At 69.4% G+C, this 12,813-nt stretch carries 12 protein-coding genes; 4 read left to right on the top strand and 8 right to left on the bottom strand.

The window, feature by feature from the left end; genetic code table 11:
• Positions 1 to 2: 2 nt before the first annotated feature.
• The 3 genes from ribH to ACFXIV_RS03275 all read right to left on the bottom strand — a co-directional run bounded on the left by ribH (position 3) and on the right by ACFXIV_RS03275 (position 2,567).
• A complete protein-coding gene (ribH, locus tag ACFXIV_RS03285; RefSeq protein ID WP_357003218.1) occupies positions 3 to 482 on the bottom strand; it encodes a 6,7-dimethyl-8-ribityllumazine synthase in 480 nt (159 codons plus the stop codon).
• A 36-nt stretch (positions 483 to 518) separates the two neighbouring features.
• On the bottom strand, positions 519 to 1,763 hold the full coding sequence (locus ACFXIV_RS03280) for a bifunctional 3,4-dihydroxy-2-butanone-4-phosphate synthase/GTP cyclohydrolase II (protein ID WP_364612549.1): 1,245 nt from the start codon (positions 1,761 to 1,763) through the stop codon (positions 519 to 521).
• A 177-nt stretch (positions 1,764 to 1,940) separates the two neighbouring features.
• Positions 1,941 to 2,567 carry a riboflavin synthase gene (locus ACFXIV_RS03275; protein ID WP_379400446.1) on the bottom strand — a complete coding sequence of 209 codons (627 nt, stop codon included), beginning with the start codon at positions 2,565 to 2,567 and terminating at the stop codon, positions 1,941 to 1,943.
• Between the two features lie 627 nt (positions 2,568 to 3,194).
• Between ACFXIV_RS03275 and ACFXIV_RS03270 the strand changes: the two genes are divergently transcribed.
• Complete coding sequence (locus tag ACFXIV_RS03270; RefSeq protein ID WP_379400447.1) at positions 3,195 to 3,539, top strand: hypothetical protein; 345 nt, start codon at positions 3,195 to 3,197, stop codon at positions 3,537 to 3,539.
• 7 nt (positions 3,540 to 3,546) lie between these two features.
• Here the strand turns inward: ACFXIV_RS03270 and rpe are convergent, their stop codons facing one another.
• On the bottom strand, positions 3,547 to 4,212 hold the full coding sequence (gene rpe / locus ACFXIV_RS03265) for a ribulose-phosphate 3-epimerase (protein ID WP_354837566.1): 666 nt from the start codon (positions 4,210 to 4,212) through the stop codon (positions 3,547 to 3,549).
• A gap of 127 nt (positions 4,213 to 4,339) precedes the next feature.
• On the opposite strand from rpe, the gene ACFXIV_RS03260 reads away from it, so the two are divergent.
• From ACFXIV_RS03260 to ACFXIV_RS03250, 3 genes are all read left to right on the top strand, one after another.
• On the top strand, positions 4,340 to 4,762 hold the full coding sequence (locus tag ACFXIV_RS03260; protein WP_354837446.1) for an anti-sigma factor: 423 nt from the start codon (positions 4,340 to 4,342) through the stop codon (positions 4,760 to 4,762).
• A gap of 17 nt (positions 4,763 to 4,779) precedes the next feature.
• Entirely contained in the window at positions 4,780 to 5,667 is an 888-nt protein-coding gene (locus ACFXIV_RS03255; protein WP_379400448.1) for an RNA polymerase sigma factor SigF, read from the top strand.
• 91 nt (positions 5,668 to 5,758) lie between these two features.
• The gene (locus ACFXIV_RS03250) at positions 5,759 to 7,813 is read left to right on the top strand and encodes an NAD(+) synthase (RefSeq protein WP_379400449.1); all 2,055 of its coding nucleotides are present in this window, start codon (positions 5,759 to 5,761) and stop codon (positions 7,811 to 7,813) included.
• 268 nt (positions 7,814 to 8,081) lie between these two features.
• Here the strand turns inward: ACFXIV_RS03250 and ACFXIV_RS03245 are convergent, their stop codons facing one another.
• The 4 genes from ACFXIV_RS03245 to ACFXIV_RS03230 all read right to left on the bottom strand — a co-directional run bounded on the left by ACFXIV_RS03245 (position 8,082) and on the right by ACFXIV_RS03230 (position 12,747).
• A complete protein-coding gene (locus tag ACFXIV_RS03245; RefSeq protein ID WP_379421204.1) occupies positions 8,082 to 9,458 on the bottom strand; it encodes an RsmB/NOP family class I SAM-dependent RNA methyltransferase in 1,377 nt (458 codons plus the stop codon).
• Between the two features lie 707 nt (positions 9,459 to 10,165).
• Complete coding sequence (fmt, locus tag ACFXIV_RS03240) at positions 10,166 to 11,089, bottom strand: methionyl-tRNA formyltransferase (RefSeq protein WP_364612524.1); 924 nt, start codon at positions 11,087 to 11,089, stop codon at positions 10,166 to 10,168.
• 1 nt (position 11,090) lies between these two features.
• The gene (def, locus tag ACFXIV_RS03235; protein WP_040858552.1) at positions 11,091 to 11,663 is read right to left on the bottom strand and encodes a peptide deformylase; all 573 of its coding nucleotides are present in this window, start codon (positions 11,661 to 11,663) and stop codon (positions 11,091 to 11,093) included.
• 64 nt (positions 11,664 to 11,727) lie between these two features.
• Positions 11,728 to 12,747, bottom strand: coding sequence for an esterase/lipase family protein (locus ACFXIV_RS03230; RefSeq protein WP_379400450.1), 1,020 nt, complete (start codon positions 12,745 to 12,747; stop codon positions 11,728 to 11,730).
• Positions 12,748 to 12,813: the final 66 nt, after the last annotated feature.

Below are 12,813 nucleotides of genomic sequence, written 5' to 3'. Positions count from 1 at the left end.
GGCTACACGGTCTGGGTCAGCTCGCGCAGGGTCAGCGCGGCATCGAGGGCGGCGGCCGCGGCCTGCTCGCCCTTGTTCTCGATCGAGCCGGGCAGGCCCGCGCGATCCAGCGCCTGCTGCTCGGTGTTCACGGTGAGCACGCCATTGGTGACCGGGGTGCTCTCATCGAGGGACACCCGGGTCAGACCGGCGGTCACCGAATCGCACACGTACTCGAAATGCGGTGTCTCACCACGGATCACGACACCCAGTGCGACCACCGCGTCATGGCTGCGGGCCAGTGCCTGCGCCACCACCGGCAGCTCCATCGCACCGGCGACCCGGACCACGGTGATGTCGGCGACGCCCGCGGCCCGGGCGGTCTGCTCCGCGTTCGCGACCAGCGCGTCGCAGATGGTGGTGTGCCAGCGCGACGCCACGATCCCCAGCTTGAGGTCCTTGGCATCGGCCAGCTCGAAGGTCGGTACGCCCGTACCGCTCATTCTCGTTCCGCCCTCTCGATAGTCGGTTCCGCCGCGTCAGTTCGCGGTTTCGCCCAGGTCCAGGTCTTCCAGGCCGACCAGATCGTGGCCCATCCGATCCCGCTTGGTGCGCAGATACCGCAGATTGTGCTTGTTGGCGCGCACGGGCATCGCCACCCGCTCGCTGATGCTGAGGCCGTAGCCCTCGATCCCGGCACGCTTGTCGGGATTGTTGGTGAGCAGCCGCATCGAGGTGATGCCCAGGTCGGCGAGGATCTGCGCGCCGATGCCGTAGTCGCGCGCGTCGGCGGGCAGGCCCAGGTCCAGGTTGGCGTCCACGGTGTCGGCGCCGCCGTCCTGCAGCTGGTAGGCCTGCAGCTTGTGCAGCAGCCCGATGCCGCGGCCCTCGTGGCCACGCATGTAGAGCAGCACGCCGCGGCCCTGCTGGGCGATCATCTCCATGGCGGCGTCCAGCTGCGGGCCGCAGTCGCAGCGCAGCGAGCCGAAGGCGTCGCCGGTGAGGCATTCGGAGTGCACGCGCACCAGCACGTCCGTGCCGTCGCCGATATCGCCCATGACCAGGGCCACGTGCTCGGCGTCGTCGTATTCGCTCTCGTAGCCGATCGCCAGGAAGTCACCGAACTCGGTGGGCAGCTTGGCCTCGGCCACCTGCTTGACGTGCTTCTCGTTGCGGCGGCGCCAGGCGATCATGTCGGCGATGGAGATGAGCGCCAGATCGTGCTCGTCGGCGAAGATGCGCAGCTCCTCGGTGCGCGCCATATCGCCCTCGTTCTTCTGGCTGACGATCTCGCAGATGACGCCGGCGGGGCTGAGCCCGGCCATCCGGGCCAGATCCACGGCGGCCTCGGTGTGGCCGGGCCGGCGTAGGACGCCACCGTCCTTGGCGCGCAACGGAACCACGTGGCCCGGGCGGGTCAGATCGTCGGACTTGGCGTTGCGGTCGGCCAGCACGCGCATGGTGGTGGCGCGGTCGGCGGCCGAGATGCCGGTGGTGATGCCCTCGCGGGCGTCGACGGAGACGGTGTAGGCGGTGCCGTGCTTGTCCTGGTTGACCGCGTACATCGGCGGCAGGCCCAGGCGATCGCAGTCGTCCCCGGTGAGCGGCACACAGATGTAACCGGAGGTGTAGCGGATCATGAAGGCCACCAGCTCGGGTGTCGCCTTCTCCGCCGCGAAGATGAGGTCGCCCTCGTTCTCCCGGCCCTCGTCGTCGACGACGACAACCGCCTTACCGGCGGCAATGTCGGCGACTGCGCGCTCGATGGTGTCGAACCTGGTCACGTCTGTTGTGCTCCATCTCGAATTAGGTGCCTCATTACAGTAGGGCACTGTCCAATTTGCGCCGCCTCCGGCGTCGCGGGTTCGCGGCCCTGGAGGTCTCGTTCTTCCCTCCTCCGCTCTTCCGCTTCGCTCCCCGCTCCGTCGGTCCAGAACGAGACGGGCCGCGAACCTTGGACGTCAGCCGCGCTGTACGAGCCGTTCGACGTACTTGGCGATGATGTCGACTTCGAGATTCACGGTGGTGCCGACCGGGGCCGTGCCGAGGGTGGTGAGCTCGCGGGTGGTGGGGATGAGCGACACCTCGAACCAGTCCTTGGCGCCGTCGGCGAAGGCGTCCTCGGCCAGGCCGATGCCGGAGACGGTCAGCGAGATGCCGTCCACGGTGATCGAGCCCTTCTCCACCACGTAGCGAGCGATGCTGTCGGGCAGGGAGATTCGCACGACCTCCCAGTTCTCGTACGGGGTGCGGGAGACGATGGTGCCGGTGCCGTCGACGTGACCCTGCACGATGTGCCCGCCCAGGCGGCTGTTCACGGCCGCCGCGCGCTCGAGGTTGACGCGGGAACCCACGGTCAGGCCGCCGATGCTGGAGCGGTCCAGGGTCTCGGCCATGACGTCGACGGTGAAGGTGTCGCCCTCGACCTTCCGGTCGACCACGGTGAGGCAGACGCCGTTGACGGCGATCGAATCACCGTGTCCCGCATCGGAGGTCACCAGGGGGCCGCGAATGGTGAGCCGCGCCGAGTCGTCCAGCTGCTCGGTGGCGAGGATCTCGCCCAGCTCCTCGACGATGCCTGTGAACATGCGTACCTCTCCCTGATCGCGTGTGCGTGCTCCGATCGAGCCAACAGCCGGTGCGGTACGTGGTATTCCCCGCGTGGACGGCCGTCCCCTTCAGCCTAACGACGCAGGGTCGTAGGCGACATGCGGCCTCGTTCACTGGAGCGTTGAATACCGGTGGATGGACGAAATCGGGCGTAAGCCAATGTGCGATCGGATAATTGTGTTCATTGGTCGCGATCGCCAATTGAAACGCCGGGATCTACCGTTCCTTTGAATGGCCTGACCTGGCCCAACGCGGAGTGGTACCCAATTCACGACTCGCTCAACCCAGAATCTTGCGCGGCAGCGAGAATGGTCGCAATATTGTTATGCAGCTGATTCCCACAGTTCAACTTCTCCGCGAGCAGTTCAGTGCAGAACGGTCACCGCGTCCACGGCCGATCCGGGCCGTGACGATCATCGCAAGCAGAACCGAAGGAAGGTTGGACCCCGCGCGGGTCGGATTCAGGTGGCAGACAACACAATCGGCACAGTTGGGGGTGCGGCGTGACCATGCTTCTCGATTCGACACTCGAAGTTCGCTGCGTACAGTACCGACGCGAATTTCACCTGCCGGCATCGATCGACCCGACGTCACGGCACATCCTGTTGGAGATAGGCACTCGGTTCGGGGCCATCACCATGCCCGCCGATCTCGGCGAACGCGTCCAGCAACAGCTGGCGCAGGCCGATCTGGCCGGCCCGGTCGTGCACCATCCCCGAGCACGGCGATGGACCTTCATCACCGGCCCCGCCCGGCCGGAGTCCCTCACCAAATCGGTGGCCGCCGCCCTGTTCCGGCTCTACGCCACCGTCGCGTGCCCGGGAGCGCAGGTCGTGCTCCCGTCCGCCGACGACGAGCGGACGGGATACCGCACCTGGGTGCACTCCCCCGATTCCAGCGACACGGTTCCGCCGCTGGAATCGGTGATCGAAGCGCTGCTACAGCACTGAGCCCGCGCTACTGCGCGGACGCCGCCTCGACCGCGATCACCTTCTGCCGCAAGATTTCCACGGTCGCGGCCGGATCCGGGGTGCCGTACACCGCGGAGCCCGCCACGAAGCAGTCGATGCCGGCCTCGGCGGCCTGCTCGATGGTGTCCATATTGATGCCGCCGTCGATCTCCACGACCAGGCGCAGCTCACCGGCGTCGACCAGGCGGCGCACCTGCCGGGCCTTGTCGAGCACGTGCGCGATGAAAGACTGTCCGCCGAAACCGGGTTCGACGCTCATCACCAGCAGGGTGTCGAACTCGCGCAGGATCTCGAGGTAGGGCTCGATCGGGGTGTTCGGCTTGACCGAGAGCCCGGCCTTGGCGCCCGCGGCGCGGATATCACGCGCCACCGCGATCGGGTTGTCGGTGGCCTCGGCGTGAAAAGTGACGTTGTAGGCACCGGCCTCGGCGTAGCCCGGGGCCCAGCGTTCCGGGTTCTCGATCATGAGGTGGCAGTCCATCGGAATGTCGGTCACCTTCAACAGGCTTTCCACCACCGGCAGACCCAGCGTCAGATTCGGGACGAAGTGGTTGTCCATCACATCGACGTGCACCCAGTCGGCGCCCTCGATCGCTTGCAGTTCGGCCGCGAGATTCGCGAAGTCGGCGGACAGGATGGACGGGGCGATCATCGGAGCGGGCCGCTGGAAGGGGGAGGAAGAGGTGCACACGGGCCGCAGTCTATCGGCAGCCCCCCAAGGCCCCCACGTCAATGGGAATGGCTGATTGCCGCGCACCGGAATGGGTAGCCTCTACAGAGTGATCAACATTTCGGCGGAACAAGGGTTGCGCGGTACACCGGTCGAGATCGGTGTCGCCGCGTCCGTCTCCCAGTTGCCCATCGTGCGCGGACTCGCCGAAACACTGGTGCTGCTCAGCGATTTCACCCTGGACGAGGTGGCCGATATCCGGCTCGCCGTCGACGAGGCGGCCTCCACGCTGATCGCCGTCGCCGCGCCGGGCACCACGCTGCAGTGCGTGTTCACCGTCGGCGACTCGGATCTGATCGTGCGGGTGAGCGGCATCGCCGGGGCCGAGGGGCTACCGGACCAGCGCAGCTTCGGCTGGCACGTGCTGCGGACGCTCTCCGACGAGGTCACCGCCACCCAGGAACCCTTCGATCCGGCGATCTCCGGATACCCGACGGCGGTGGAGTTCCGGCGGGTCCGGGGGAAGGCGTAGTGACCGACGGAGACAACGTGTTCGCAGCATCCGCCGCCGCGCCGGGACCCGAGGAACCGCGCGACGACCGGGAACCGGACGAGACCGAGACCGAGGACACCGCCGAGGAGACGGTCGACGCCGACGAGGCCGAGGAGGTCGCGCGCAGCGTCTCCGGCTACGACGACGTCGCCACGCTGTTCGCGGAACTGGCCGCCGCCGCACCGGAATCCGGGCGGCGCGCCGCACTGCGCACCGAACTGATCAACCGTTGCATTCCCCTGGCCGACCACATCGCCCGCAAATTCAGCGGCCGCGGTGAGCCTTTCGACGACCTCACCCAGGTCGCGCGGGTGGGGCTGGTGCACGCGGTGGACCGCTTCGACATCTCCCGCGGCTCCAACTTCCTGTCCTTCGCGGTGCCGACCATCATGGGCGAGGTCCGCCGCTACTTCCGTGACAACACCTGGGCCATGCGGGTGCCGCGTCGCGTCAAGGAAACCCACCTGCGCATCGGCTCCGCCATCGACGCCCTCTCCCAGCAGCTGGGCCGCTCCCCCACCGCCAAGGAGATCGCGGCCGCCCTCGAGATCGACGCCGACGAGGTCACCCAGGCGGTCATCGCCGGAAACGCCTACCAACCCAGCAGCATCGACGCCGTCTCCGTCGGCCGCGACACCGAGGCCTCGCTCCTCGACACTCTCGGCGAGGAAGAATCCCAGTTCGACCGCGTCGAGGAGTACGTGGCCATCCGGCCCCTGCTGGCGGGGCTGCCCGAACGCGAACGCCGCATCCTCACCATGCGTTTCTTCGAATCCATGACCCAGACCCAGATCGCCCAGCAGATGGGCATCTCGCAGATGCACGTCTCCCGGATCCTCTCGAAAACCCTTGCCCGCCTGCGGGAACAATCCGCCCGCGAGTGACTCCGGCGTGGCCGGGGCCCCGGCGCGCGCCCGGCATGGGTAGATTGCGGTCGGGTCATGATCGCCTCGGCCGGATGCAAAGGGGTCGGTGTTGTCACAGCAACTGCCGTTCGATTCGCTGTATCGGCACGGATTCGCGCGGGTCGCGGTGGCCGTGCCACCGGTGCGGGTCGCCGATCCGGGCTTCAACGCCGAACAGACCCTGCTGCTGGCCCGGCACGCCGCGGCCGAGCACGCGGCGCTGACGATCTTCCCCGAGCTCGGGCTGTCCAGCTACACCGCCGACGACCTGTTCCATCAGGACGCGCTGGACGCCGCGGTCGGCCTGGCGCTCGAGCGCGTGGTCGAGGAGAGCACCGCCATCGAGACGGTGCTGGTGGTGGGCGCGCCGGTGCGGGCGCAGGGCCGGCTGTTCAACTGCGGCATCGTGATTCACCGGGGCCGGGTGCTGGGCGCCGCGCCCAAGAGCTACCTGCCCAACTATCGGGAGTTCTACGAGAAGCGTCAGTTCGCGGCTGCACGGGAGGCCCTCGACGACCAGGTGGTGATCGCCGGGCAGCGGGTGCCGTTCGGGGCCGATCTGCTGTTCGCCGCGAGCAACCTGCCGGACTTCGTGTTCCATCTCGAGATCTGCGAGGACGGCTGGGTACCGTTGCCGCCCAGCGGTTTCGCCGCGCTGGCCGGGGCCAGTGTGCTGGTGAATCTGTCGGCCAGCAATATCGTCATCGGCAAGGCCGACTACCGGCGCGAACTGTGCGCCTCACATTCGGCGCGGTATCTCGCGGCGTACCTGTATTCGGCTGCCGGGCACGGCGAGTCGACCACCGACATGGCCTGGGACGGACAGGCCCTGGTATGTGAGAACGGCAATGTGCTGGCGGAGGGCGAGCGGTTCGCCGGACACCCGCAGGTGGTCACCGCCGATATCGATCTGCGGCGGCTGGCCGCGGACCGGCTGCGCACCACCAGCTTCGCCGACACCGTGCACGATCATCGGGAGCGGCTGGAACGGTTCCGGCGCATCGACGTCGAGCTGCCCGTGCCCGCCGGGACCGTCGCGCTGCGGCGCGAGATCCCGCGCTTCCCCTATGTTCCCGCCGATCCGGCCCGCCGCAACGAGCGCTGCGCCGAGGTGCATCGCATCCAGGTGGAGGGACTGAGCACACGGCTGATCGCCACCGGATCACAGCGGGTGGTGATCGGGGTGTCCGGCGGACTGGACTCCACGGTGGCGCTCATCGTGGCCGCCAAGACCATGGACCGGCTGGGACTGCCGCGCTCGAATGTCCTGGCGTACACCATGCCCGGCTTCGCCACCAGCACCCGCACCCTCGAGGACGCGCGGCGGCTCATGCGGGCGGTCGGGGCGACGGCACACGAGATCGACATCCGGCCATCGGCCACGCAGATGCTGAGAGACCTGAAGCACCCTGCCGCCGAAGGGGTTCCGCAGTACGACGTCACCTACGAGAACGTGCAGGCGGGCGAGCGCACCTCACACCTGTTCCGGCTCGCCAATCTGCACGATGCCCTGGTCGTCGGCACCGGCGACCTCAGCGAACTCGCGCTGGGCTGGTGCACCTTCGGCGTCGGCGACCACATGGCCCACTACAGCGTGAACGCCTCGGTCCCCAAGACATTGATCAAATACCTGGTGGCCTGGACGATCGACACCGGCGAGCTGGGGCACGAGGCGGGTGAGGTCCTGGCCTCCATTCTCGCCACCGAGATCTCCCCCGAACTCATTCCTGCCGACGGCGACGCTCCGCCGCAGAGCTCCGAGGCCACCGTCGGCCCGTACGAACTCCAGGACTTCCACCTCTACCACCTGCTGCGCTTCGGCGACCTGCCGAGCCGCATCGCCTACCTGTCCCACCATGTCTGGTCCGACCGCACCCGCGGCGGCTGGCCCGACCTCGTCCCCGCCGACCAGCGCCACGAATACGACCTGCCCGCCGTCAAACACTGGCTGGCCGAATTCCTGCGCCGTTTCATCCAGACCAGCCAGTTCAAACGCTCCACCCTCCCGAATGCCCCCAAGGTCGGCTCGGGTGGATCCCTGTCCCCACGCGGTGATTGGCGCGCGCCCAGTGATGCCTCGGCCGCCGCCTGGCTCGACGAGCTCGACCGCAACGTCCCCGGCTGACAACCGCCGCGAATCCACTACCACCCGGCCCGCACCGAACCACGACCGCGGCGACGTCCACGTTCGCGCAGCCGCCGGTGAGTCTGCGGCACACAGAACTACTTGACCGTCGGTAGGTCCGCGCCACGCACCCACACGACCGCCGGTGGGTCTGCGGGTCACAGACTCGCGCGACCGTCGATGGGTCTGCGGCGCACGGGTCGGCTCGCCCAGCGTTCGGCCTCGGTGCACGGGTGGACCGAGGCCGGATGCTGGTGCGAGTCGGACCCTATTGCGGCTGAAGCGGTTTGCGCAGGGCGGCCAGGAACATGGCGTCGGTGCCGTGGCGGTGGGGCCACAGCTGGGCGCCGGGGCCGTCGCCGAGTTCCGGGACGCCCGGGAGCAGCTCGCGGGTGTCGAGCTGTTCCGCGCCGGTGCGGCGGACCATATCGGCCACCACGGAGACCGTTTCCGCGAGGTGCGGGGAGCAGGTCGAGTAGATCACGACACCGCCGGGGCGGACGAGATCCCATGCGGCGGTGAGGAGTTCGCGCTGCAGGGTGACCAGGTCGCGGACGTCGGAGGGCTGGCGGCGCCAGCGGGCCTCCGGGCGGCGGCGCAGGGCGCCCAGACCGGTGCAGGGGGCGTCGACGAGGATGCGGTCGAAGCCCGGAGTCAGGCCGCTGTCGCGGCCGTCGGCGACATGGACGTCCACGGGCATGCCGCGGGTCGCCTGGCGGACCAGGTCGGCGCGGTGCTCCGCGGGTTCGACGGCATCGACGCGGAAGCCGTCGATATCCGCGATCGCGGCCAGCAGCGCGGTTTTTCCGCCCGGCCCGGCACACAGGTCGAGCCAGCGGCCGGTGTCGGGGCCCTCGAGGGGTGCGCGGGTGACGGCCAGGGCGACCAGCTGGCTGCCCTCGTCCTGGACGGCGGCCATGCCCTCGCGGACCGGCTCCAGTTTCGCCGGGTCACCGCCCTCGAGGTACACCGCGTACGGCGACCAGCGGCCTTCCTCGCCGCCGGTGACCAGGGCCAGTTCCTCGGCGGTGATATCGCCGGGGCGCGCCACCAGGTGCACTGCGGGCCGTGCGTCGTCGGCCGCCAGCGCGTCGGCCAGCTCACCGGCCCGCGCGCCCAGGGCGTCCGCGAAGGCCTGCGCGATCCAGACCGGGTGCGCGTACTCGAATGCCAAGTGCCCCAGCGGATCTCGCGGTGCGAGCCGTTCCACCCACTCCTCGGGAGTGCGTTCGGCCACCCGCCGCAGCACCGCGTTCACGAACCCGGCCCGCCCCTGCCCGTACTCCGCTCGCACCAGCGCGACGGAGGTGTCGACCGCCGCGTGCGCGCCGATCCGGGTGCGCAGCAGCTGATAGGTCCCCAGCCGCAACGCATCCAGGAGCGGTCCGTCGATCTCCTCGACACCTCGCCCCGCACACTCCGCGATCACCGCGTCCAGCAGCCCCTGCGACCGCGAGGCTCCATAGGTCAACTCGGTGGCCAGCGCGGCATCACGCCCACTGATATGCCGCTCCCGCAACAGTCCGGGCAGCACCAGATTCGCGTAGGCATCCCGCTCCCGCACGGCCCGCAGCACATCCCGCGCCACCACCCGCACCGGATCGGCCCCGGCCCGCTCGGCCCGCCGGGCCGCGGCACTGCTCATGCCGGCCTTCGCGTCCGCCGCAGTCCGCTTCGGTCCCCGGCCCCCTTGCCCCGCGGTGCTTTCGCGATCGAACGAGCCACTCCGGCCGCCCGCGCGGTCACCACCGACGGAACGTCCGCCCGTGGACGCCGTGCGGTCACGTCCCGCACCCCGCCCCTCGCCACCGCGAGACCCGCGATCCGACCGGTTCGACCCGGAATCCCGGTCCCCTTCCGAGAATCCGCCACGCCGGTCGTCGCTCTGCCGACCGCCGACCGCCGAATCGCGCCCGCGGCCGGTGCCCGACCCATACCCGTCACGCCCGCGATTTCCGCCACTCGACCGGTTCGACCCCGAATTGCGGTCTCCCGCAGGGCGTTCGCCCTTGCCGAAGCCTGCGCGCCGCTGGTCCCCGCCGTCGGCCCCGCGCGATCCGGAGGATCCTGCCGCACCCGAATCGCCTGCCGCCCCGGTGGAGCGGCGGAAGCCGCGACGCTGGTCACGCTCACCGGATTGCGTGCCGCCCTGCGAGTTCGCGCCGCGTGTGTCATCGGTTCCGTATCCCGGCGCGCGGCGCTGATCACCCTGGGATCGGTCGCTCGCCCGCGAGGTGCCCGAATCCCCGGCGGATGCCGAGCGGCGGAAGCCGCGGCGCTGGTCGCCGTCGCCGGACTGCGGGCGACCGCCGGTGCGCGAATCGCGGTCGCGGCCTTCGCCGTCCGGGCGGGTCACTCGACCACCGTGCCGGGCTCGAGGCGGGCGCCGCGGGCCCAGTCCAGGGCGGGCATCATGCGTTTGCCCTGGGGCTGGACCTGGGTGAGGCGGACCGCGGTGCTCGCGGTGCCGAGGTAGACGCCGGTCTTGCGGATGTCGATGGTGCCGACCGGGAGCGTCTCCTCCACCATTTCGACAGGGCCGAGTTTGAGGCGTTTGCCGTCGATTTCGGTCCAGGCGCCGGGGGCGGGGGTGACCGCGCGAATCCGGCGGTCGATGGCGAGGGCGGGCTGGCTCCAGCGGATGCGGCCGGCCTCGGGATCCACCTTGGGGGCGTAGGAGATACCGTCCAGGGGCTGCGGAATCGCGTGCACGGTGCCGTCTTCCACCGCGTCGAGGGTGGATTCCAGCAGGACCGAACCGCTGTCGGCGAGCCGTTCCAGCAGCGAGCCCGCGGTGTCGGCGACGGCGATGCGCTCGGTCATGGTGCCGAAGACCGGGCCGGTGTCGAGGCCCTTCTCGATGCGGAAGGTCGACGCGCCGGTGTACTCGTCACCGGCGAGGATGGCGGCCTGCACAGGTGCGGCGCCGCGCCAGGCGGGCAGCAGCGAGAAGTGCAGGTTGATCCAGCCGTGCCGGGGGATGTCGAGCACCGGCTCGGGCAGCAGCGCGCCGTAGGCCACCACCGGGCAGCAGTCGGGCGCCAAAGCCGTCAGCTGCTCGATGAATTCGGGCTCCGACGGCCGCTTGGGCGTGAACACGGGAATCCCGTGCTCGTCGGCCAGCCGCCCGATGGGCGAGCGGGTGATCTTGCGGCCGCGTCCGGCCACCGCGTCCGGCCGGGTCACCACCCCGACCACCTCGTGCCTGGAGGATTCGATGAGCCGCCGTAGCGACGGCACCGCCGGTTCGGGGGTTCCCGCGAAGACCAGACGCATATCAGCGACTCCGTTCCCGGTCACCGGCCGCCGCGCGACGCCCGCCACCGATCTCGGACGCCGGCAGCACCGTGACTCCCTGTGTGAACCAACCGGATTCCCGGATGGTACGCATGGCCTCCTTGCGCGAGGCCGACTCCAGCCGCTGCAGGAACAGCACCCCGTCGAGATGGTCGGTCTCGTGCTGCACGCAGCGCGCCAGCAGCCCCTCGGCCCGGAACTCGACCGGCTTGCCGTCCATGTCGACACCGCGGGCCAGTACGGTCAGCGGGCGTGTCACGTCGAAGCGCACGCCCGGAATCGACAGGCAGCCCTCCGGCCCGGTCTGGGTCTCGTCGCCGACCACCTCGAAGACCGGGTTGATCAGATGCCCCTGCGCGTCGCCGGTGTCGTAGACGAATACCCGAAGCCCGACCCCGATCTGCGGGGCCGCCATGCCGACGCCCCCGCTCTCGTACATGGTGTCGATGAGGTCGGTCACCAGCTGGCGCACCTCCCGGTCGAACGTCTCGACCTCCGCCGCGCGGGCGCGCAGGATCGGATCGCCGAACAGGCGGACAGGCTGGATGGTCACGGGCAGCTCCCGATAGCGAACGAATACGGTCGTCTCATTTTACGGACGCCCGTGACCACCCTGATCAGGAATGCGCCGCCAACACGACATCGCTGATGCCGGTGCCCAGTGCGACCGGCACGCAGGCCGGCGTCACGGGGTGCGCGGGATCGAGCAGATTGACCACCAGCCGCTGCACGAACGGGTCGTACACCAGGTGGAAATGCCCGGTCAGGTCCTCCGCGCACTGCTCCTGCAGCACGATATTGGTGGCGCCCGCGCCATGCAGCGCGATGTTGGTGTTGGGCTGGATCATTTCATCGACGCGACTGCCGATCGTCGTGTATTTCACACCGGGCACCGTGTCGCCGCCCGCGTTCAGGTCCCTGATGAACGGCGATCCGGCCGCCTGTTGAATGGCGGCGGTGGAGGATCCCATCTCCACGAGCTTGTAGATGCCCGGCACCGCGTCGGCGATCGGCACCAGCCCGTACATGATCCCGCCGTAGCTGGGCGAGGCCAGGCCGATCCACTGGCCGACCTTCGGCGCGCCGCCGAGCTTGTTGATCCAGTACCGGGTCACGCTGGCGCCCTGCGAGAAACCGACCAGATCCACCTGGGTGGCCCCCGTCGCGGCGAGCACCTGATCGACGAAGGTGCCGATCTGCGCGGAGCTGGCCCACACGTCCTCGGTGCCGTAGGTGTCCTTGCCGGGTTTACCGCCGTAGTTGAGGGCGAACACGCAGATCCCGGCCTGGGCCAGCAGTGGGCTGATGCCCGACCAGTCGGAGTAGGCCGAGGAGTCGGTGCCGTGGGCGAGCACCACCGGGCGCGGATGCTCCGCGGTCGGTTTGCAGCCGAAATCGTTGGCGCCCTGGGGCGCCGCGTCCGGATGCTCCTTGAGATAGCGGGCCGCCGCCAGATGTTCGGTCTGCGGCGGCCCCTGTTGCGCCGGTACCTGGAGTACCGGAGTCACGGCCGGTTCGGCCTGTGCGTACGTCCCCGTCGGTGTGGCGGCCGTACCGATCACGGCGGCCGCCAGCGCCATCACCCCCACCGGTGCCACGCGGCGCAGTGCGCGGGTCCGGCTCCTCTGTTGTCCCATGTCACAAGATCGCATGGGGCGCTTTTGTCCCATGTCACGATCTTCGTCGGAATCGGCCCGAATGTT

Origin of the sequence: Nocardia sp. NPDC059236, assembly GCF_042754085.1 — a bacterium.
Taxonomy (GTDB): Bacteria; Actinomycetota; Actinomycetes; order Mycobacteriales; family Mycobacteriaceae; genus Nocardia.
This window is presented reverse-complemented; position numbering and strand designations above follow the sequence as displayed.